Source organism: Microbacterium sp. zg-YB36, assembly GCF_024623575.2.
Classification (GTDB): Bacteria; Actinomycetota; Actinomycetes; order Actinomycetales; family Microbacteriaceae; genus Microbacterium.
Map to the genome: position 1 here is coordinate 207,212 of NZ_JANJFD020000001.1, position 21,642 is coordinate 228,853.

19 protein-coding genes and 1 tRNA gene are annotated in these 21,642 nt (G+C 69.8%); 2 read left to right on the plus strand and 18 right to left on the minus strand.

Features of this window, described 5'->3' with window-relative positions; translation table 11 throughout:
• Positions 1-18: 18 nt before the first annotated feature.
• On the minus strand, positions 19-2,658 hold the full coding sequence (polA, locus tag NQ151_RS01050) for a DNA polymerase I (protein WP_257526746.1): 2,640 nt from the start codon (positions 2,656-2,658) through the stop codon (positions 19-21).
• 48 nt (positions 2,659-2,706) lie between these two features.
• On the opposite strand from polA, the gene NQ151_RS01055 reads away from it, so the two are divergent.
• Positions 2,707-3,129 (plus strand): hotdog fold thioesterase, encoded by a 423-nt coding sequence (locus tag NQ151_RS01055; protein WP_257526747.1) that lies wholly within the window; start codon positions 2,707-2,709, stop codon positions 3,127-3,129.
• A 95-nt stretch (positions 3,130-3,224) separates the two neighbouring features.
• Here NQ151_RS01055 and NQ151_RS01060 read toward each other — a convergent pair whose 3' ends face one another.
• Positions 3,225-3,812 carry an ANTAR domain-containing response regulator gene (locus NQ151_RS01060; RefSeq protein ID WP_257493765.1) on the minus strand — a complete coding sequence of 196 codons (588 nt, stop codon included), beginning with the start codon at positions 3,810-3,812 and terminating at the stop codon, positions 3,225-3,227.
• Between the two features lie 87 nt (positions 3,813-3,899).
• Between NQ151_RS01060 and NQ151_RS01065 the strand changes: the two genes are divergently transcribed.
• Positions 3,900-3,983, plus strand: a tRNA-Leu gene (locus NQ151_RS01065).
• A 54-nt stretch (positions 3,984-4,037) separates the two neighbouring features.
• Here NQ151_RS01065 and pyk read toward each other — a convergent pair.
• From pyk to fmt, 16 genes are read right to left on the minus strand one after another with little or no spacing between them, the layout of a single operon-like run.
• Positions 4,038-5,486, minus strand: coding sequence for a pyruvate kinase (pyk, locus tag NQ151_RS01070; RefSeq protein ID WP_257509861.1), 1,449 nt, complete (start codon positions 5,484-5,486; stop codon positions 4,038-4,040).
• Between the two features lie 55 nt (positions 5,487-5,541).
• Positions 5,542-7,005: a glutamate synthase subunit beta gene (locus NQ151_RS01075; protein ID WP_257526748.1), complete on the minus strand. Its 1,464-nt coding sequence runs from the start codon at positions 7,003-7,005 to the stop codon at positions 5,542-5,544.
• The gene (gene gltB / locus NQ151_RS01080; RefSeq protein WP_257526749.1) at positions 6,998-11,575 is read right to left on the minus strand and encodes a glutamate synthase large subunit; all 4,578 of its coding nucleotides are present in this window, start codon (positions 11,573-11,575) and stop codon (positions 6,998-7,000) included. Before gltB ends, NQ151_RS01075 begins: the two co-directional genes overlap by 8 nt.
• A 52-nt stretch (positions 11,576-11,627) precedes the next feature.
• A complete protein-coding gene (lgt, locus tag NQ151_RS01085; protein ID WP_257509858.1) occupies positions 11,628-12,599 on the minus strand; it encodes a prolipoprotein diacylglyceryl transferase in 972 nt (323 codons plus the stop codon).
• A gap of 53 nt (positions 12,600-12,652) precedes the next feature.
• Positions 12,653-13,441 (minus strand): tryptophan synthase subunit alpha, encoded by a 789-nt coding sequence (gene trpA, locus NQ151_RS01090; protein WP_257509857.1) that lies wholly within the window; start codon positions 13,439-13,441, stop codon positions 12,653-12,655.
• Positions 13,438-14,700, minus strand: a complete 1,263-nt coding sequence (gene trpB / locus NQ151_RS01095) for a tryptophan synthase subunit beta (RefSeq protein ID WP_257509856.1) — start codon at positions 14,698-14,700, stop codon at positions 13,438-13,440. Before trpB ends, trpA begins: the two co-directional genes overlap by 4 nt.
• Positions 14,697-15,473 (minus strand): indole-3-glycerol phosphate synthase TrpC, encoded by a 777-nt coding sequence (trpC, locus tag NQ151_RS01100; protein ID WP_257526750.1) that lies wholly within the window; start codon positions 15,471-15,473, stop codon positions 14,697-14,699. The genes trpB and trpC overlap by 4 nt, the downstream gene beginning before the upstream one ends.
• A 2-nt stretch (positions 15,474-15,475) precedes the next feature.
• Complete coding sequence (locus NQ151_RS01105; RefSeq protein ID WP_257509854.1) at positions 15,476-15,706, minus strand: DUF6704 family protein; 231 nt, start codon at positions 15,704-15,706, stop codon at positions 15,476-15,478.
• A gap of 56 nt (positions 15,707-15,762) precedes the next feature.
• Positions 15,763-16,353 carry a Trp biosynthesis-associated membrane protein gene (locus NQ151_RS01110; protein ID WP_257509853.1) on the minus strand — a complete coding sequence of 197 codons (591 nt, stop codon included), beginning with the start codon at positions 16,351-16,353 and terminating at the stop codon, positions 15,763-15,765.
• Positions 16,350-16,706 (minus strand): phosphoribosyl-AMP cyclohydrolase, encoded by a 357-nt coding sequence (gene hisI, locus NQ151_RS01115; protein ID WP_257509852.1) that lies wholly within the window; start codon positions 16,704-16,706, stop codon positions 16,350-16,352. The genes NQ151_RS01110 and hisI overlap by 4 nt, the downstream gene beginning before the upstream one ends.
• Positions 16,703-17,482 (minus strand): imidazole glycerol phosphate synthase subunit HisF, encoded by a 780-nt coding sequence (gene hisF, locus NQ151_RS01120; RefSeq protein WP_257526751.1) that lies wholly within the window; start codon positions 17,480-17,482, stop codon positions 16,703-16,705. Before hisF ends, hisI begins: the two co-directional genes overlap by 4 nt.
• Positions 17,482-18,324 carry an ATP phosphoribosyltransferase gene (gene hisG, locus NQ151_RS01125; RefSeq protein WP_257509850.1) on the minus strand — a complete coding sequence of 281 codons (843 nt, stop codon included), beginning with the start codon at positions 18,322-18,324 and terminating at the stop codon, positions 17,482-17,484. The genes hisF and hisG overlap by 1 nt, the downstream gene beginning before the upstream one ends.
• A gap of 43 nt (positions 18,325-18,367) precedes the next feature.
• The gene (locus NQ151_RS01130; protein WP_257509849.1) at positions 18,368-18,631 is read right to left on the minus strand and encodes a phosphoribosyl-ATP diphosphatase; all 264 of its coding nucleotides are present in this window, start codon (positions 18,629-18,631) and stop codon (positions 18,368-18,370) included.
• A 16-nt stretch (positions 18,632-18,647) separates the two neighbouring features.
• A complete protein-coding gene (gene rpe, locus NQ151_RS01135) occupies positions 18,648-19,325 on the minus strand; it encodes a ribulose-phosphate 3-epimerase (protein WP_257509848.1) in 678 nt (225 codons plus the stop codon).
• A 24-nt stretch (positions 19,326-19,349) separates the two neighbouring features.
• Positions 19,350-20,720 (minus strand): RsmB/NOP family class I SAM-dependent RNA methyltransferase, encoded by a 1,371-nt coding sequence (locus NQ151_RS01140; RefSeq protein WP_257526752.1) that lies wholly within the window; start codon positions 20,718-20,720, stop codon positions 19,350-19,352.
• Positions 20,717-21,637, minus strand: a complete 921-nt coding sequence (gene fmt / locus NQ151_RS01145; protein ID WP_257526753.1) for a methionyl-tRNA formyltransferase — start codon at positions 21,635-21,637, stop codon at positions 20,717-20,719. Before fmt ends, NQ151_RS01140 begins: the two co-directional genes overlap by 4 nt.
• Between the last annotated feature and the right edge of the window lie 5 nt (positions 21,638-21,642).

Sequence of the window (21,642 nt, forward strand, 5' to 3'; positions counted from 1 at the left end):
CCGGAGGACAAACGCGCATCAGTGACCCGCCTCGTCCCAATCGGCGCCGCGGCCGATCTGCACATCCAGCGGCACCGAAAGCTCGGCGGCATCGCCCATGCGCTCGCGCACGATCCGCTCTGCGGCGTCCCACTCCCCCGGTGCGACCTCCACCACGAGCTCATCGTGGATCTGCAACAGCACGCGCGAGCGCAGCTGCTGCTGGGCGAACTCGGCGTGGATGCGGAACAGCGCGATCTTCATGATGTCGGCGGCGCTGCCCTGGATGGGCGCGTTCAGCGCGGCCCGCTCAGCGTTCTCGCGCAGCACCCGGTTGGGGCTGGACAGGTCGGGGAACGGCCGCCGCCTGCCGAAGATCGTCTCGGTGTACCCGTCGATCTTGGCCTGCTGCACCGAGGAGCGCAGGTAATCGCGCACCGCGCCGAAGCGGGCGAAGTACTCGAGCATGAGTCCCTTGGCCTCGGACTGCTCGATGCGCAGCTGCTTGGACAGGCCGAATGCCGACAGGCCGTAGACGAGCCCATACGACATGGCTTTCACCTTGGTGCGCATCGCGGAGGTGACTTCCTCCGGCTCCACACCGAACACGCGGGCGCCGACGAAGCGGTGCAGGTCCTCGCCGGAGCGGAACGCCTCGATGAGTCCGGGGTCGCCTGACAGGTGCGCCATGATGCGCATCTCGATCTGCGAGTAGTCGGCCGTCAGCAGCGTCTCGTAGCCCTCGCCCACCTGGAACGCGGCACGGATGCGGCGGCTCTCGGTGGTGCGGATGGGGATGTTCTGCAGGTTGGGGTCGGTGCTGGACAGGCGCCCGGTCTGACTGCCGGTCTGCACGTACGTGGTGTGCACACGGCCGTCGGCGGCGATCGCGGTGTCCAGCGACTCGATGATCTGCCGCAGCTTCGTGGCCTCGCGGTGCTGCAGCAGCTGGTCCAGGAACGGATGCGGGTTGGATTCCTGCAGGTCGGCGAGCACCGCGGCATCCGTGGAGTAGCCGGTCTTGGTCTTGCGGGTCTTCGGCAGCTGGAGCTGCTCGAACAGCACGTCCTGCAGCTGCTTGGGCGAACCGAGGTTCACCTCCCGCTCGATCGTGACGTACGCCTGCTGCGCGATGGTCTCGGCGCGTTCGGCGAGCTCGCCGGAGAACGCCGAGAGCTTCTCGTGCGAGACGGCGACACCGGCCAGCTCCATGTCGGCGAGGGTCAGCAGCGTCGGCAGCTCGATGTCGGTGAGGACGGATGCCACGCTGTCGGGCAGTTCTGCGCGCAGCGCCTCGGCCACCCGCAGCGTGAACCACGACACCTGGCCGGGGGTCGCACCCTCGGTCTCGGGCACGAGCTGGGTCGGGTCGGCTTCGGGGAGCTTCTCGCCGAGGTAGCGGTCCACCAGGTCGGAGAGGTTCTTGTCCGGGAAGCTGGGGCGCAGCAGCCAGCCGGCCACGATCGCATCGAATACGAGCGAGTCGACGGTGACGCCGGCGCGGCGCAGCGCCTTGACCTGTGGCTTGGCGTCGGAGAAGACCTTGGGTGCGGCCGAGGCGAACCACGGCGCGAGCACTGCGGCGGTCTCGTCGTTCCAGTCGATTTCCGCCGCGGCATCCGTGGTGGCAAGACCCACGCGCTGCGGCAGTCCGCCGGAGATCGTCACCGTGACGGACACTTCGCCCTGCGCCGCCTGCAACCAGTCGGACAGCCCCGCCGCGTCCGGCGCGATCGGGGTGGGTGCGGCGGTGACGGGACGGGTGTCCTCGTGCGTGCCGGTATCGACGGCGCCGGCGGCCTCGAACACGCGCGGCAGCAGGGTGCGGAACTCCAGCCGCGCGAAGATGTCGCGCACGGCCTGGGTGTCGATGGGCTGCACCGCGAGGTCCTGCGGGGTCACCGGCAGTTCGACGTCGCGCAGCAGGCGGTTCAGCATGCGGTTGCGGCGCACGCCGTCGAGGTGCTCGCGCAGGTTGCCGCCGACGACGCCGGGGATCTTGTCGGCGTTCTCCAGCAGGGCATCGAGCGTCCCCCACTGCGTCAGCCACTTCACCGCCGTCTTCTCCCCCACCTTCGGCACGCCCGGCAGGTTGTCGCTGGTCTCGCCCACGAGCGCGGCGATGTCGGGGTAGTTCTCCGGCGGCAGGCCGTACTTCTCCACCACCGCGGCGGGGTCGTAGCGCTTCAGCTGCGACACGCCCTGCACGCTCGGGTACAGCAGCGTGATGTCGTCGTTGACCAGCTGGATCGTGTCGCGGTCGCCGGAGCACACCAGCACGTCGAAGCCGGCGGCGGCGCCCTCCGTCGCGAGGGTCGCCAGGATGTCGTCGGCTTCGAAGTCCTCCTTCTGCAGCACGGTGATGTTCATCGCCGCCAGGCACTCCTGGAGCAGCGGGATCTGCCCCTTGAACTCCGCGGGCGACTCGGAGCGGTTCGCCTTGTATTCGGGGTACTCCCGGGTACGGAACGACTGCCGTGAGGTGTCGAACGCCACCGCGACGTGCGTGGGCTTCTCGGCCTTCAGCAGGTTCACGAACATCGACAGGAACCCGTAGATGCCGTTGGTGTGCTGGCCGTCCTTAGTGGTGAAGTTGTCCACCGGGAGGGCGAAGAACGCCCGGTATGCCAGCGAGTGGCCGTCGACGATGAGAAGGGTAGGCTTTGCGGCATCCGTCACCATGACAGCCTAACTTCGGGCTGGGACACCTTGAGCCGAGAGCAGGACATGACCGATCAGGATGCCGCGCCCATCGCCGGACTCGAGTGGGTCTCCCGACGTGGACTCGGCGCCCTCGCCGACAAGATGGGGATCGAATTCACCGAGTTCACCGTCGATCGGTGCGTCGCGACCATGCCCGTCGAGGGCAACACCCAGCCGGTGGGGCTGCTGCACGGCGGCGCCTACGTCGTCCTCGGCGAATCGCTGGGTTCGATGGCCGCGAACCTGCACGCAGGCCCCGGACGACTGGCGGTCGGCACCGACATCAACGCCACCCATACGCGCTCCGCCACGCGCGGTCAGGTCACCGCCGTCTGCACGCCGATCCACCTGGGCCGCTCGATGACGGTGCACGAGATCGTCGTGAGCGACGACGCCGGGCGACGCTGCTCGACGGTGCGCATCACGAACCTGATCCGGGAACGCTGAACCGACGCCCGGGGTGCCCGGTGCCCCGCGAGAAACCAAAAATCGGATGAGACCCACCGCATTGCGGTGTTTCTCATCCGAAAAGTGGTGTCTGGTTACTTCTTCGGCGCGAGCTGCTCGATGATCGCCTTGGCGACGTCCTGCATGGTGAGACGGCGATCCATGGATGCCTTCTGGATCCAGCGGAATGCCTCGGGCTCGGTCAGGCCCATCTTCTCGTTGAGCAGACCCTTCGCGCGATCCACGAGCTTGCGGGTCTCGAACCGCTCGACCATGTCGGCGACCTCGGCCTCGAGCGTGATGATCTGCTCGTAGCGGGCCAGGGCGATCTCGATCGCCGGCAGCAGGTCGTTCGGGGTGAAGGGCTTGACCACGTAGGCCAGCGCGCCGGCCTCGGTCGCCCGCTCCACGAGCTCCTTCTGGCTGAACGCCGTCAGCAGCACGACCGGCGCGATGTGCGCCTTGCTCAGCTTCTCGGCTGCGGAGATGCCATCCAGCACCGGCATCTTCACGTCCATGATCACGAGGTCCGGGCGCAGCTCCGTGGCCAGCTGCACGGCCGTCTCACCGTCACCGGCCTCGCCCACGACATCGAATCCGTTGTCGCGGAGGATCTCGACGATGTCGAGACGGATCAGCGACTCGTCCTCGGCGACGACGACGCGTCGGGGGGCTGTGGCCATGGGGGTGGCGGTTTCGTCGAGCTCAGTCACGTCTCCATTCTAGGCCAGTCGAGGCTGTGTACCTGCGGTATCGTCATTGAGGTACTTGCCGGTGTGGCGGAATGGCAGACGCGACCGACTCAAAATCGGTTGTCTTCGGACGTGTGGGTTCGACTCCCACCACCGGTACCAACGACAGAAGAGGGATGCCGCATCGCGGCATCCCTCTTCTGGTGGCATCCGGCCTTACTGCTCGGCCTTGTAGATCGGCGCCTTGCCGTGCACGGCGTCGCCCACCTTGTGGATGCGGATGTCGTTGGTCGACCCGATGATTCCGGGAGGGGATCCGGAGATCACCACGACGCGGTCGCCGACCTCGGCCAGGCCGTTGGAGAGCAGGTAGTCGTCGACCTGGATGAACATGAGGTCGGTGTGAGCCACGTGCTCCACGAGGGTCGACTGCACACCCCACGTGATCGCCATCCGCCGGCGGATGGCCGGGTCGGGGGTGAAGCCGATCATCGGGATCTTCGGACGCAGCCGCGACATGCGTCGGGCGGTGTCACCGGACTCGGTGAAGATGCAGACGTACTTGGCGTCGACGAACTCGGCCACCTCCATCGCCGCGAGGGTGATGGCGCCGCCCTGCGTGCGCGGCTTGGTGTTCAGCGGCGCGATGCGCTCGAGCCCGTGGTCTTCGGTGGATTCGATGATGCGTGCCATCGTCTGCACGACCACGACGGGGTAGTCCCCGACGCTGGTCTCACCGGACAGCATGACCGCGTCGGCACCGTCGAGGACGGCGTTGGCGACGTCGCTGGTCTCGGCGCGGGTGGGCACCGGGTTGTTGATCATCGACTCGAGCATCTGCGTCGCGACGATGACGGGCTTGGCCATGCGACGGCACAGCTCCACGGCCCGCTTCTGCACGATCGGGACGGCTTCCAGCGGAAGCTCGACGCCCAGGTCACCGCGGGCGACCATGATGCCGTCGAACGCGTCGATGATCTCCTCGAGGTTTTCCACGGCCTGCGGCTTCTCGATCTTGGCGATGACGGGGACGCGGCGGCCCTCTTCAGCCATGATCTCGTGCACGCGGGTGACGTCCTCGGCGCTGCGCACGAACGACAGGGCGATGAGGTCGGCGCCTGCGCGCAGGCCCCAACGCAGGTCCGCTTCGTCCTTGTCCGACAGTGCGGGGACGTTGACGGCGACGCCGGGCAGGTTGATGCCCTTGTTGTTGGACACCGGACCGCCGACGATGACCTTGGTCGTGACGACCTGGCCTTCGACGCCGGTGACCTCGACGCGCACCTTGCCGTCGTCGATCAGGAGGAAGTCTCCCGGCTTGACGTCGGCGGGCAGGCCCTTGAAGGTCGTCGAGACGAGCTCCTTGGTGCCTTCGATGTCTTCGGTGGTGATCTTGAAGACATCACCCTCGGAGAGGTGGTGCGGGCCTGCGGCGAACTTGCCGAGACGGATCTTGGGTCCCTGCAGGTCCACCAGTGCGGCAACGGCGCGACCGGCATCCTTGGCCGCCTTGCGCACGTTGGCGAAGTTGTTCTCGTGCACGGAGTAGTCCCCGTGGCTCAGGTTGAATCGGGCTACGTCGACACCGGCGTCGATGATCGCGCGGACCATCTCATAGGTGGACGTGGCTGGGCCGAGAGTGGCGACGATTTTCGCGCGTCTCATCGTGTGGTGCTCCGGTCGTTGGGGGGATTGGCGGACAACTGCCGCAGGTACCAGCCTACGCCTGCAGGCCGATTGCGATATCGGTGGGGCGAACGGGAGAAATCAACTCCGTCGCCCCCATGAGGTAGCGATCGACGGATGCCGCCGCTCCCCGGCCCTCGGCGATCGCCCAGACGATGAGCGACTGACCGCGGCCGGCGTCGCCGGCGACGAACACACCGGGGTGCGTCGCCTGGTAGTCGTCGTCGCGGGTGATGGCGCCGCGCGAGGTGAACTGCGCCTCGAGCTGATCTTCCAGCTGGGCACGCTCGGGGCCGGTGAAGCCCATCGCGATCAGCACCAGGTCGGCGGGGATCTCGCGCTCGGTGCCGCTCTTGGGGACGCGGCGGCCGTCGATGTACTCGGTCTCGGCCACCCGGAGCGCGCGCACTTCGCCGACCTCGTTGCCGAGGAACTCGACGGTGGAGGCCAGATATGCCCGCTCACCGCCCTCCTCGTGCGCGGAGGACACCTCGAAGATCGTCGGCGCCATCGGCCACGGCTGGCTGTCGGTCCGGGCCGCGGGCGGCTGCTTGCCGATCGCCAGGTTGGTCACGCTCAGCGCACCCTGGCGGTGGGCCGTGCCGATGCAGTCGGCGCCGGTGTCGCCGCCGCCGATGACGATGACGTGCTTGCCCTGCGCGCTGATCTGGTTGGGAACCTGGTCGCCGGCGACGGCCTTGTTCGATTCCACCAGGAACTCCATCGCGAAGTGCACGCCGGCAAGATCGCGCCCCGGGATCGCCAGGTCACGCGGCACGGTGGCGCCGGTGGCGACCACGACCGCGTCATAGCGTGCCCGCAGCTGATCCCAGGGGATGTCCTTGCCGATCTCGACGCCGGCGCGGAAGCGGGTGCCCTCGTCCTGCATCTGGCGCAGCCGGGACTCGAGGTGACGCTTCTCCATCTTGAAGTCGGGGATGCCGTAACGCAGCAGCCCGCCGATGCGGTCGTCCCGCTCGAACACGGCGACGGTGTGGCCGGCGCGGGTCAACTGCTGCGCGGCGGCGAGGCCGGCCGGGCCCGATCCGACCACGGCGACGGTCTTGCCGGTGAGGCGTCCCGGCGGCTCCGGTTCGACCCAGCCGCGCGCGAAAGCCTCGTCGATGATCGAGACTTCGACCTGCTTGATCGTCACGGCGGGCTGGTTGATGCCCAGCACGCACGAGCTCTCGCAGGGCGCCGGGCACAGCCGCCCGGTGAACTCCGGGAAGTTGTTCGTCGCGTGCAGCCGCTCGATGGCGCTGCGGGACTGGCCACGCCAGGTCAGGTCGTTCCACTCCGGGATGAGGTTGCCCAGCGGACACCCCTGGTGGCAGAACGGCACACCGCAGTCCATGCAGCGGCCGGCCTGGCGGCGGAGCACGGCCGAATCCCCCGGCTCGTACACCTCTTTCCAGTCCATGATGCGCACCGGCACCGGCCGGCGCGGCGGCAGCTCGCGCTCGGTGACTTTCAAAAAGCCCTTGGGGTCAGCCACCCGTCACCTCCATGATGCGGTTCCAGACGACGTCGCCGTCGGGGTCGAGTCCTTCTGCGGCCGCCTCCTGGCGGGTCTGCAGCACGGCCGCGTAGTCACGCGGCACGACGCGGACGAAGTTGCCCGCCTCGACGTCGAAGTTCTCCAGCAGGGATGCCGCGAGCGACGATTCCGTCTCGGCGACGTGCTGCAGCAGCAGGTCGCGCAGGATCTCGATGTCGCCGGAGCCCATCTCCAGCAGCTCCAGCTCGCCGCTGGCGAGCGACTCGCGGTTCACCAGCGCCCGGTCGAGCTTGTAGATGTACGCGGTGCCGCCGGACATGCCGGCACCGAGGTTGCGCCCGGTGGCGCCGAGGATGATGGCGAGTCCGCCGGTCATGTACTCCAGCGCGTGGTCGCCCACGCCCTCGACGACCGCGGTCGCGCCGGAGTTGCGCACGAAGAACCGCTCCCCCACCACGCCTCGCAGGAACATGGTGCCCTGCGTCGCGCCGTACCCGATCACGTTGCCGGCGATCACGTTGCGGGACGCGTCGAACCCGGCTCCGCGCGGCGGACGCACCACGATCTGCCCGCCGGAAAGACCCTTGCCGACGTAGTCGTTGGAGTCGCCCTCCAGCCGCAGCGTGATGCCGGCGGGCAGGAACGCCCCGAAGGACTGCCCCGCCGAGCCGGTGAGGTTCACCACGATCGACCCGGACGGCAGCCCGTTGACGCCGTGCGCCAGGGTGACCCGGTTGCCGAGCATGGTGCCCACCGCCCGCTCCGTGTTGCGGATGGGCAGGTCGATGCTGATCTGACCGCCGTGCGCGATGACGTCCTGAGCGCGTTCGATCAGCTGCACATCGAAGTGCGCCTCGAGCTCATGGTCCTGACCGCGCATGTTGCGGCGAGGTGCCGACTCGGCGAACGCCGGCCCGCGCAGGATGGGCGTCAGGTCCAGGCCGCTGGCCTTCCAGTGCGAGATCGCGCCGTTGACGTCGAGCAGCTCGCTGTGGCCGATGGCTTCTTCCATCGAGCGGAACCCGAGCTCGGCGAGGTACTCGCGCACCTCCTGGGCGAGGAACTCCATGAAGTTCACCACGTGCTCGGCCTTGCCGGTGAAGCGCGAACGCAGCACCGGGTTCTGCGTCGCAACTCCCACCGGACACGTGTCGAGGTGGCAGACCCGCATCATGATGCAGCCCTCCACCACCAGCGCGGTCGTGGCGAAACCGAACTCCTCTGCACCCAGCAGCGCGGCGATGATCACGTCGCGGCCGGTCTTGAGCTGCCCGTCGGCCTGCACGACCACCCGGTCGCGCATGTTGTTGAGCATGAGCGTCTGCTGGGTCTCGGCAAGACCCAGCTCCCACGGGGTTCCGGCGTGCTTGAGCGAGTTCAGCGGGCTCGCGCCGGTGCCGCCGTCGTGGCCGGAGACGAGGATGACGTCGGCGAGGGCCTTGGCGGTGCCTGCGGCGACCGCGCCGATGCCGGACTGGCTGACGAGCTTGACGTGCACGCGGGCGGCCGGGTTGGCGCGCTTGAGATCGAAGATCAGCTGCTTGAGGTCTTCGATCGAGTAGATGTCATGGTGCGGCGGCGGCGAGATGAGTCCCACCCCGGGGGTTCCGCCGCGGGTACGGGCGATCCAGGGATACACCTTCGCCGGCGGCAGCTGCCCGCCCTCACCGGGCTTGGCGCCCTGGGCGAGCTTGATCTGGATGTCCTCGGCGTGGGTGAGGTACATGCTGGTGACGCCGAACCGACCGGATGCCACCTGCTTGATGGCGCTGCGGCGCTGCGGGTCCAGCAGCCGGTCGACGTCTTCGCCGCCTTCGCCGGTGTTCGACTTGCCGCCGATGCGGTTCATCGCGATCGCGAGCGTCTCGTGCGCTTCCTTCGAGATGGAGCCGTAGCTCATCGCGCCGGTGGAGAACCGCTTGATGATCGCCGAGATCGGTTCGACCTCGTCGATCGGCACGGGCGGTCGCAGGCCGCTGCGGAGCGTGAACATGCCGCGCAGCGTCTTGAGCTGCTTGGCCTGGTCGTCGACGAGCTTTGTGTACTCGCGGAAGATGTCGTACCGGCGGGAGCGAGTGGAGTGCTGCAGGCGGAACACCGTGTCCGGGTTGAACAGGTGCGGGGAGCCGTCGCGGCGCCACTGATACTCGCCGCCGGTCCACAGCCGCTCGTGCGCACGGGCCGCGCCGTCCTCGGGGTACGCCCAGTTGTGACGCGCCTGGTTCTCGGCGGCGATCTCGGCCACGCCGATGCCGCCGAGCTTGCTCTCGGTGCCGGTGAAGTAGTCGTCGATGAATTCCTGCGACAGGCCCACCGCTTCGAACGCCTGCGCGCCGGCGTAGGACGACACCGTGGAGATGCCCATCTTCGACATGATCTTCAGTACGCCCTTGCCCAGCGCATACAGCACGTTGGCGACGGCCTTCTCGGGGGTGAGCCCGGTGATGAACCCGGCGCGTACCAGGTACTCCACCGACTCCATCGCGAGGTAGGGGTTCACCGCGGATGCGCCGTAGCCGATGAGCGTCGCCACGTGGTGCACTTCGCGCACGTCGCCGGCTTCGACCACCAGGCCGACCTTCATCCGGTTCTGCTTGCGGATGAGGTGGTGGTGCACCGCGGAGACCATCAGCAGCGACGGGATCGGCACGAGGTCTTTGGTCGAGTCGCGGTCGGAGAGGATGAGGAACTCCGCACCGTCTTCGATCGCCCGCTCCGCCTCGGCGCACAGTTCGTCGATGCGCGCCTTCAGCGTGCCCGGGTCGGCGTCGGAGTGGTACAGCCCCTTGAGCGTCACGGCGCGGCGGCCGGGCATGATGCGCTCGATGTTCTGGATCTTGGCGAGCTCGTCGTTGTCGATCACCGGGAAATCGAGGGTGATCTGACGGGCGTGGTCGGGACCGGAGGACAGCAGGTTGCGCTCCGGGCCCAGGCCCGCGCGCAGGCTGGTGACGACCTCTTCGCGGATGGAGTCCAGCGGCGGGTTGGTGACCTGCGCGAACTGCTGCACGAAGTAGTCGAACAGCAGGCGGGGTCGCTCGCTGAGGACGGCGATGGGCGTGTCAGAGCCCATGGCGCCGATCGGCTCGGCGCCGTTCTGCCCCATCGGGGTGAGGAGGATGCGCACCTCCTCCTCGGTGTAGCCGAACGTCCGCTGACGACGGGTGATCGAGGCGATGGGGTGCACGATGTGCTCGCGTTCGGGCAGCTCCGACAGCTGCAGCCGCTGGCGCAGCCACAGCTCCCAGGGCTCGGAGGCGGCCAGGCGCGCCTTGATCTCGGCATCCTCCACGATGCGCCGCTCCGCGGTGTCGACGAGGAACATCCGCCCGGGGCGCAGCCGGCCGCGACGCTTGATGCGCTCCGGCTCGAAATCGAGCACGCCGGTCTCGCTGCCGATGACGATGAGCCCGTCGGTGGTCTCGGTCCAGCGCCCGGGGCGCAGGCCGTTGCGGTCAAGCGTGGCGCCGACCTGCGTGCCGTCGGTGAAGATGAGCGCGGCCGGGCCGTCCCAGGGCTCCATGAGCATGGAGTGGTAGTCGTAGAACGCCCGGAGATCCGGCGCGATGTCGGCCTGCTTCTCGTACGCCTCCGGCACCATCATCATGATCGCGTGCGGCAGGCTCCGGCCGCTGAGGGTCAGCAGTTCCAGCACCTCGTCGAACGACGCGGAGTCGCTCGCCCCGTCGGTGCAGATCGGCAGCAGCGGACGGATGTCGCCCAGCAGCTCGGATTCCAGCTGCGACTGGCGGGCACGCATCCAGTTGCGGTTGCCGCTGACGGTGTTGATCTCGCCGTTGTGGGCGAGCATGCGCAGCGGCTGGGCCAGCGGCCACGACGGGAACGTGTTGGTGGAGTAGCGCGAGTGCACCACAGCCAGCTCTGACGCGAAGCGCTCGTCCTGCAGGTCGGGGTAGAACGGCTCCAGCTGCAGCGTCGTGACCATGCCCTTGTAGCCGAGCGTGCGGCAGGACAGCGAGACGAAGTAGGCGCCCAGTTCGTGCTGCGCGCGCTTGCGCAGCCGGTAGGCGCGGCGGTCCAGTTCGATGCCGGACAGCGCTGCGGCGCCGCCGATGGCGGGCCGTGACACGAACAGCTGCTCGAACGTGGGGCGGGCGTCGTAGGCGAGCCTGCCGAGGTTGTCCTCGACGGTGGGGACCACGCGCCAGCCCAGCACCGTCAGTCCCTCGCGTGCGGCGAGCTGTTCGATGCCCGACTTCAGCTCCTCGCGGGCCTCGTCATCCAGCGGCAGGAACGCCATGCCGGCGGCATACTCCCCCACCGGCGGGAGGTCGAAGTCGACCACCGCGCGCAGGAAGGCATCCGGCATCTGCGTGAGGATGCCTGCTCCGTCGCCGGTGCCCGCGTCGGAGCCGATGGCCCCGCGGTGCTCCAGGTTGCGCAGGGCCGTCAGCGCGAGCTCGACGATGTCATGCCCGGCGTGGCCGCGCAGGGTGGCGACCATCGCCAGCCCGCACGCATCCTTTTCGAAGGCCGGGTTGTACATCCCCTGACGCGGGGGGAACGCCGCTGGTGCGCCGGCGTTGTGACGGGGGCTCGAAGGCATACCTTCCGTCCTCACTCTGATACTCAAGATGGGACGCCGTCGGCCCTGGGCGTTACTTGCTGGGGACTGCGCTTGTGGCTGTCTCCTCGGAACCATCGGACGCGGGGGGTGCGCTCACGTCGACGAAGTCTTCGGTGTTCTGTGATTGTACAACCCCGTCGGGGTACCACTGGCGGCCGGGCACGTACACCGACGGTTCACCGCCCGTGTGGCGGCGCTTCTGGACGACGATGATGACCAGACCCACCACGACGCCGAGGATCGCGACCCACACGTTGGTACGCAGGCCCAGGATCACTTCGCTGGGGTCGATGCGCAGCGACTCCCACACGATTCGACCGGCGCTGTACCAGACCAGGTACAGCCCGAACAGGCGCCCCCACTGCAGGCGGAGCTTGCGACCGGCCCACAGCAGGACCACGACCCCCAGCAGGTTCCAGAGCACTTCGTACAGGAACGTGGGGTGGAACAGCGTCCCCTCCGGCAGGCCGACGGGCCACGCCGCGTTCGGGTAGTCGATCTCCAGGCCCCACGGCAGGTCGGTCGGCAGGCCGTACAGCTCCTGGTTGAACCAGTTGCCGAACCGGCCGATGGCCTGCGCCAGCAGCAGGCCGGGGGCCAGCGCGTCGGCGAAGCTCCAGAAGCGGATGCCGGTCCAGCGGCAGCCCAGCCACGCGCCGACGGCGCCGCCCAGGAGTGCGCCGAAGATCGCGATGCCGCCTTCCCAGATGAACAAGACCGCCCACGGGTTCTTGTCCGCACCGAAGTAGAACCCCGGGTGGGTGAGCACGTGGAAGATGCGGGCGCCGATGATCGCCAGCGGCACCGCGAGCAGGGCGATGTCGATGACGACCCAGGGCTCGGCACCGCGCTTGGTGAGGCGGTGGTTGGTGAGCACGGCGGCGGCGAGGATGCCGGCGATGATGCACAGCGCGTAGATGTGGATGCGCAGCGGGCCCAGATCCCAGTAGGCCACGTCGGGGCTCGGGATGCTGGCGACGACGCTCAGGGCGGCGTTGATCATGGGCGATCGTGTCCTTGCGTTCGGAGGGCCGGCGGCGGTCCGGCCTGAGAAGTCTAGTTCGCGGCGGTGCCGGCGGTGAGTGCGCGGGTCGTGGCGGCGAGGCCGTCCAGTCCCCCGTCGCGCAGCGCCCGCACCAGCGCGGTGCCGACGATCGCGCCGTCGGCGTAGTCGAGCACCCCGGCGACGTGCTCGGGAGTGGAGATGCCGATGCCCACGCAGGCGCGCTCGCAGCCGTGGTCGCGCAGGCGCTGCACGAGCGTGCGCGCCGCGGCATCCAGATCGGCCCGCTCCCCCGTGATGCCCATCGTGGAGACGGTGTACACGAAGCCCGTCGAGGCCGCCACGATCAGGTCGAGGCGCTCGTCGGTGGAGGTGGGGGCGGCGAGGAACACGCGGTCAAGGCCGGTGCGCTCGGACGCGGCGATCCACTCGGCGGCGGCGTCGGGGGTGATGTCGGGCGTGATGAGCCCCGCTCCCCCCGCGGCGAGCAGGTCGTCTGCGTAGCGGTCGACGCCGTACTGCATGACCGGGTTCCAGTAGGTCATCACCAGGATCGGCACGTCGACGCGGGCGGCGATCTCGCGCACCGCCGTGAACGTGTCGCGCAGCCGGAAGCCGCCGGCCAGTGCGGCCTGAGTGGCCTCCTGGATGACGGTGCCGTCCATCACCGGATCCGAATACGGCGGGCCGAGCTCGAGCACGTCGGCGCCGTTCTCGGCGAGGGTGACGGCGGCGTCGATGCTCGTCTGCAGGTCGGGGAAGCCCAGCGGAAGGTAGCCGACGAACGCACCGCGCCCCTCGGCGGCGGCCCGATCGAGCGCGGCGGCGACGCGGGAGGTCACAGTTCGATCCCTTCGCCGGTGGCGGCGTCGTCTTCCGGCGGGGTGACCACCGGTGCGGGTGCTTCGTCGCCGTACAGGCCGAACCAGCGCGCCGCGGTGTCCATGTCCTTGTCGCCGCGGCCGGACAGGCTCACCGCGAGCACAGCATCGGGGCCCATCTCGCGGCCCAGGCGCAGCGCGCCGGCGAGGGCGTGGGCCGACTCGATCGCGGGGATGATGCCCTCGGTCCGGCTGAGCAGGCGCAGGGCGTCCATCGCCTCGGTGTCGGTGGCGGGGATGTACTCGGCGCGGCCGATGGCCGACAGCCACGCGTGCTCGGGTCCGACGCCGGGGTAGTCCAGGCCGGCGGAGATGGAGTGGGACTCGACGGTCTGACCGTCCTCGTCCTGTAGCACGAACGTCTTCGCGCCGTGCAGCACGCCGGGGCGGCCGCGTTCGATGGAGGCGGCGTGACGGAGCGTGTCGACGCCGTCGCCGGCGGCCTCCACTCCGTACAGCTTCACGTCTTCGTCGTCGAGGAAGGCGTGGAACATGCCGATGGCGTTGGATCCGCCGCCGACGCACGCGATGACCGCGTCGGGCAGGCGCCCGATCTCCGCCAGCAGCTGGGCGCGGGCCTCTTCGCTGATGATCTTCTGGAAGTCGCGCACCATCGCCGGGAACGGGTGGGGGCCTGCGGCGGTGCCGAAGATGTAGTTGGTCGTCTCGACGCTGGCGACCCAGTCGCGGTATGCCTCGTTGATCGCGTCCTTGAGGGTGCGCGATCCGGTGGTGACGGGGATGACCTCGGCGCCCAGCAGCCGCATCCGGGCGACGTTGAGCGCCTGACGCTCGGTGTCGACCTCGCCCATGTAGATGGTGCAGTCGAAGCCGAACAGCGCCGCCGCGGTGGCTGTGGCGACACCGTGCTGGCCGGCGCCGGTCTCGGCGATGACACGGGTCTTGCCCAGACGCTGGGTGAGCAGCGCCTGCCCGATGACGTTGTTGATCTTGTGCGAACCGGTGTGGTTGAGGTCTTCGCGCTTCAGGAAGATGCGGGCGCCGCCGGCGTGCGCGGCGAACCGCGGCACCTCGGTCAGCGGCGACGGCCGACCGGCGTAGGAGCGCAGCAGGCCCTCGAACTCCGCCTGGAAGGCGGGGTCGACCTTGGCCGCCTCGTATACGGCGGTCAGCTCGTCGATCGCGGCGATGAGGGATTCCGGCATGTACCGGCCCCCGAACTCGCCGAAGAAGGGTCCAGCGGCATCGCGCAGGCTCATGAGCCGGCCTCCAGGAAAGCAGTGAGTGTCGAGACGGGGTCGCCGGTGACCAGCGCCTCCCCGATGAGCACGACGTCGGCGCCGGCACCGCGGTAGTGGGCGACGTCGGCGGGGGTGAGTACGGCGGATTCCGCGATCTTCACGGCATCCGCGGGGAGGTGCTCAGCCAGACGGCCGAACAGGTCGCGGTCCAGCTGGAACGTCGACAGGTCGCGGGCGTTCACGCCCACCAGGCGCGCTCCCACGTCGGCGGCGCGGTGCACCTCGTCCAGCGAATGGGTCTCCACCAGCGGCGTCATGCCCAATTCCAGCACGAGGGCGTGCAGCTCGGCCAGCAGCGGCTGCTCGAGCGCCGCGACGATCAGCAGCACGAGGTCGGCGCCACAGGCGCGGGCCTCGAGCACCTGGTAGGGCGTGGCGATGAAGTCCTTGCGCAGCACCGGCACCGTCACGGCGGCCTTGACCGCCTCGAGGTCGGCCAGGCTCCCCTTGAAGCGGCGCCCTTCGGTCAACACCGAGATGGCGCTGGCGCCGCCGGTCTCGTACAGCGAGGCCTGGTGGGCGGGGTCGGGGATCGCCGCGAGGTCGCCGCGCGAAGGGCTCGCGCGTTTGACCTCGGCGATGATCTTCACCCGTGCGGCCGGTGCCAGCGCTGCCAGCGCGTCACGCGCCGGTGCCTGCGCGGCGGCGAGTCTCTCGACCTCGGCGAGCGGGCGCAGCAGCGCTCGCTGCTCGGCATCCTCGACTGCGCCGGCCGTGAGGCCCGCGAGCATGCTCAATGCTGCTTCGACGCGTACTTGGGGCCGTTGACGCCGTAACCGACCTTGGCCATGATCAGGCCCACGACCGCGCCGACGACGAGGAGACCGGCGGAGGCCCAGACCAGTGCCGGCATGTCGAGCCAGAAGAACACGGTGCCGAGCACCACCGCGAGCAGCATGATCACGACGGCGGTCCACGCTGCCGGGGAGTGTCCGTGACCGGGGTCGCCGATGGGGTTGCTCATGGGTCTCCTTCGCGTGCGCAGCGGCTGGGTGGCCGCTGAATTTCAGTCTAGCGGGGTCAGGATGTCGGATCGGCGCCGCGGGAGAGGTCGTCCCACGAGTCGATCGCGTCGTGCGGACGTGAGGTGGCGGGCCCGGCGGTGTCAGCGTCGGTGCGGTAGCGGCGACCCGATCCGCGCCAGCGGTGAGCGGTGATCAGCGTGAAGACGCCGCCTGCCATGAGCACGATCGCGGCAGCGAGGGTCACCCAGGGCCACGGGGTCGCGGTGGTCTGCGCGACGAGGTCGGAGACCGCCTGGGTTCCGCTCAGCCCGGTCGCGTCGGTGACGGTGGCCGCGACCTGGTCGATCGGGCGTGGCTGCGTCACCGGCCATGTCATGGCCATCAGGGTGGCCCCGATCGCCACCGCCAACGTACCGAAGACGTAGCGCAGCACGCGCCCCACGATCGTCAGCGCCAGCCCCAATGCGAGCGCGGCCAGGCCCAGCGGCGCCAGGACCGGTAGGGCGGCGGTGCCCGACACGGCAAGCGCCTGCTCGGCACCGCCGGTGAGGGTCACGTCCAGCCACGTCTGCGTCGAGGAGATGACGCACACCCCGCCCGCGACCAGCACTGCGAGGACGGCGACCAGGCGTGCCCGTCGGGTCATGACGGCGCCGTCTGCGGGTGCAGGTCGTCGGCGTCGAAACAGGTGTGGTTTCCGGTGTGGCAGGCGGCGCCCACCTGCTCCACCTCGACCAGCACGGCGTCGCCGTCGCAGTCCAGCCGCGCCCCGCGGACGAGCTGGATGTGACCGGAGGTGTCGCCCTTGCGCCAGTACTCGCCCCGCGAGCGGGACCAGAAGGTCACCCGGCCGGTGGTGAGGGTGCGGCGGAGGGCTTCGGCATCCATCCACGCCAGCATGAGCACCTCGCGAGTGTCCCACTGCTGGATGATCGCGGCGACCAGGCCGTCGGCGTTGAAGGCGACCCGGGCGATGCGTTCGTCCACGGTCTCGGTCATGTCGCGTTCTCCCGTCCGCGCACCAGGATGCCGTCGGCAGCCAGTGCGTCCTTGACGTCGGCGATGGTCAGCTGTCCGGAGTGGAACACCGACGCCGCCAGCACGGCGTCGGCCCCGGCGTGCACGGCGGGGGCGAAGTGGGTGACGGTCCCCGCTCCCCCGGAGGCGATGACCGGGACGCTGGAGAGCTCGCGCATGAGGCCCACGAGTTCGAGGTCGAAACCCTCCTTGGTGCCGTCGGCGTCGATGGAGTTCACCAGCAGTTCGCCGGCGCCGCGCGCGATCGCCTCACGTGCCCAATCAAGGGCGTCCAGCGAGGTCTCGGTGCGACCGCCGTGGGTGGTCACGACGAACCCCGACGCGGTGGCATCCGACCGCTTGACGTCGAGCGAGAGCACCAACACCTGCGCGCCGAAGCGGTCGGCGATCTCGTCGATGAGCGCCGGGCGGGCGATGGCGGCGGAGTTGACGCCGATCTTGTCGGCACCCACCCCCAGCAGCCGGGCCACGTCTTCGGTGGAGCGCACTCCCCCGCCGACGGTCAGCGGGATGAAGACCTCTTCGGCGGTGCGACGCACCACGTCGTAGGTCGTGGCGCGCTGGTCCACCGTGGCGGTGACGTCGAGGAACGTGATCTCGTCGGCGCCCTGCTCGTAGTACAGGCGGGCAAGCTCGACCGGGTCGCCCATGTCGCGCAGGTTGGCGAAGTTGACGCCTTTCACCACGCGCCCGGCGGCGACGTCCAGACACGGGATGACGCGGCAGGCGAGGGTCATCAGAGCCTCGCGTTGTGGATCGCGGTGACGAGGATGGCGCGGGCGCCGATTCCGTACAGGGCGTCCATGATCTGGTTCACCCGCTTGCGTTCGACCATCACGCGTACCGCCACCCACGCGGGGTCGCGCAGCGGCGAGATCGTGGGCGACTCGATGCCGGCGGCGATCTGCACGGCGTCGTCGACGAGCGCGGCGGGCAGGTCGTAGTCGACGAGCACGTAGCGGCGGGCGACCAGGACGCCTCGCAGGCGACGCAGCAGCGTCTCGGTGCCGTCGGCCTCTACGGGGGCGCCGATGAGGACAGCCTCTGATTCGAGCAGCACCGGGCCGAAGATCTCCAGACCCGCCTGGCGCAGCGTCGTGCCGGTGGACACCACGTCGGCCACCGCATCGGCCACGCCCAGCTGCACGGCGGATTCGACCGCGCCGTCCAGGGGCACCAGGTCCACGGCGATGCCGTGCTCGTCGAGGTAGCTGTCCACCAGGCCCGGGTAGGCGGTGGCCACCCGTAGGCCCTCGAGGTCGGCCAGTGTGGTGAAGCGTCCGGGAGGACCGGCGAAGCGGAACGTCGACCCGCCGAAACCGAGGGGCTCGATCTCGCGCGCACCCGGCATCCGGGCATCCAGCAGCAGGTCACGGCCGGTGATGCCCACATCCAGCGCGCCGGAGCCGACATAGGTGGCGATGTCCTTGGGGCGCAGGTAGAAGAACTCGACCTCGTTGATCGGGTCGGTCACGTGCAGGACCTTCGGGTCGCGACGGCCGGTGTAGCCCGCTTCGGCGAGCAGCTCGGCGGCGGTGTCGGCGAGCGAGCCCTTGTTCGGCACGGCGATTCGCAGCATGGGTGGCTTTCGGTGAGGGGGCGGCAGGGGTGAACAGGAGCGCTCAGAGATGTCGGTAGACGTCTGCGAGGCTCAGCCCCTTCGCGATCATCATCACCTGCACGTGGTACAGCAGCTGGGAGATCTCCTCCGCTGCGGCATCCTGCGACTCGTACTCGGCCGCCATCCAGACCTCGGCGGCCTCTTCGACGATCTTCTTGCCGATCGCGTGCACACCGGCATCGAGCTCCGCGACGGTACCCGAGCCTTCGGGGCGCTGCTCCGCCTTGGCGGACAGCTCGGCGTACAGCGCGTCGAACGTCTTCACCATGACAGGTTACCGGTCAGTGCCGGTGGGCGCGGGCCGCGGTGGTGCGCAGCGCTGCGATCGCCGCCTCGGGATCGTGCGCGCCGAACACGGCGGAACCGGCCACGAACGTGTTGGCGCCGGCCTCTGCGGCCTGCGCGATCGTGGATTCGCCGATGCCGCCGTCGACCTGCAGCCACACCGCGCTGCCGCGTTTGCGGGCCTCGTCGGCCAGTAGGCGCAGCTTCGGCATGGTCTCGGGCATGAACGACTGTCCCCCGAAGCCGGGCTCGACGGTCATCACCAGGATCTGGTCGAATTCGTCGAGCGAGTCGAACAGGCCCTCGACGGGTGTGTCGGGCTTGACCGCGATGCCCGCCCTGGCGCCGATCTGGCGCAGGCGCCGGGCGAGGGAGATCGGGTCGGTGGCCGCCTCGAGGTGGAAGGTGACCGATGCCGCGCCCAGCTCGGCGTACTCCGGCGCCCACCGTTCGGGCTCGTCGATCATCAGGTGCACGTCCAGCGGCACGGGGCTCGTCGCCTGGATGCGCTGGACCATCTGCGGGCCGAACGTGAGGTTCGGCACGAAGTGGTTGTCCATGACGTCCACGTGCACGAAGTCGGCCGTGGCGATGCGGGCGAGCTCGGCCTGCATGTTCACGAAGTCGGCGGCGAGGATGCTCGGGTTGATGCGGACGTCAGTGGTGTCGGTCACCGTCCCATTATCGCGGCGGGCGGGTCAGCGGCGCCGCAGCAGCGTGATCGACATCGCGTCGGTGCCGTGCCGGTGCGGCCACAGCTGCGCCCGACCCGACCCGTCGGTCTGCGCCGGCAGATCCAGCGGGGTGCGGGAGATGGCGCTGACGACCGCGCGGGCATCGAGCTCCTCGACGTCGTCACCGAACTCGCGCAGCAGCTCGGCGCCGATCGCCGCCGTCTCGGCCAGGTGCGGCGAGCACGTGACGTAGGCGAGGATGCCGCCCGGGCGCAGCGCCTTGACGGCTGCGGATGCCAGCCCCAGCTGCAGCGTCGTCAGCTCGGGCACGTCGGCCGGGCTCTTGCGCCAGCGTGCCTCGGGGCGACGGCGGAGTGCCCCGAGCCCCGTGCAGGGGGCGTCGACGAGGACCCGGTCGTACTGGCCCGGTGCGTTCGCGGCGCGGTCGCGGCCGTCGACCTGGCTCACCGGAACCTCCACCGGCACACCCGAGACGGAGTCCCGCACGAGGCGGGCGCGGATCGCCGACGGTTCGTTGGCTTCGAGGTGCGCGCCCCGCAGGAGCGCCTCGGCGGCGAGGATCGCGGTCTTGCCCCCCGGTCCGGCGCACAGGTCAAGCCACCGCTCCCCCGGCTGCACGGGCGTGGCGCCGATGAGGGCGAGGGCGGCCAGCTGGGACCCCTCGTCCTGCACGCGGATGCGGCCACCCGCCGCGGTGATCATCGCATCGGGGGCGCCGCCGCCGAGCCGGAAGCCGAACGGTGAATACGGGGTGGGCTGGGCGTCCTCGGGGATCTCGGCCAATCCGGGCAGCGCCGTCATCGTCACCTGGGGTGAGACGTTGTCGGCGGCCAGCAGCTGCTCCAGCTCGTCGACGCGGCCCTCGGCGGCCAGCGCCCGGCGGAACGCGCGGATCACCCACACCGGGTGGGCGTAGGTGAGGCTGAGGCGTTCGTCGTCGGAGCGCGCCGAAGCGGTGATGCGCTGCATCCAGTCCCCCGGCGTCTCGCGGGAGACTCGGCGCAGCACGGCGTTGACGAAGCCGGCAGCCCCCTGCCCCGCGGCATCCCGCGCCAGCGCGACCGACTCGTTCACGGCGGCGTGCGAGGCGACACGGGTGGACAGCAGCTGGTGCACACCGAGCCGCAGCGCGTCGAGCACCGGCGGGTCGATGTCGTCGACCGAGCGGCTCGCGGCATCCGCGATGATCGCGTCGTACGTGCCCTGGCGGCGGAGCGTCCCGTAGGTCAGCTCGGTGGCAAGGCCCGCGTCGGCGGTGGACAGCCCCGCGGCGCGGATCTCCCGAGGCAGCAGCAGGTTGGCGTACTCGTCTGCCTCGTGCACTCCCCGCAGCGTCTCGAAGGCGACCCGTCGCGCCAGCGTCGCACCGCTCATGAGCCGGCCACCGCATCGGTCAGGCGCGCGCCGCGCCACCAGTCGGCGGCGGCCATCGCCGGCTTGCCGGCTGGCTGCACGCGGTGCAGCACCACGCCGCCGTCGCCGGTGCCGACCACGACCTCGCGCTCGATCAGTCGGATGCGACCGGGTGCGAGGCCGGCGGCATCGGCCACCGCGCTCGCTGCGAGAATCTTCAACCGTTGTCCTTCGATCGTGGTGTGTGCGCCGGGTTCGGGGGTGGTCCCGCGTACGCGGTCGACGACGCGCACCGCGGGTTGGTTCCAATCGAGGGCGCCGTCGGCGAGGGTCAGTTTGCCGGCGAAGCTCGGTTCGCCCTGCTGCGGCACGGCTCGTGCGGTGCCGGCGGCGATGGCGTCGACGATGTCGCTCAGCAGGCCCGCGCCGGATACGGCGAGATCCCCCAGCACGTCGCCGGCGGTCGCCGTCTCGGGCACGTCGTACGTGATCTCACCGAACACGTCACCGGCGTCGAGTTCGGCGACGAGGCGGAAGACGCTCGCCCCGGTGGTGCGGTCCCCCGCGATGAGGGCGTGCTGCACCGGAGCAGCGCCGCGCCACCGCGGCAGCAGCGAGAAGTGCAGGTTGATCCACCCGTGCGGCGGCAGCGACAGCAGCGGCTCGCGCACCAGGCCGCCGTACGCGACGATCACGCCGAGGTCCGGGCGGAGAGCGGCGATCGCCTCGGTGGCGGCGGCATCCAGCCGGTCGGTCTTGATGGTGGGGATGCCGAGGTCGGCGGCTGCCTGCGCGACCGGCGACGGCGTGAGCACGCGCTTGCGCCCGAGGGGCGCGTCGGTGCGGGTGACGACGCCGACGAGGTCGTGGCCGGATGCCGCGAGGGCACGCAGCGAGGGGACGGCGGGCTCGGGGGTGCCCGCGAAAACGAGGCGCATGGTGT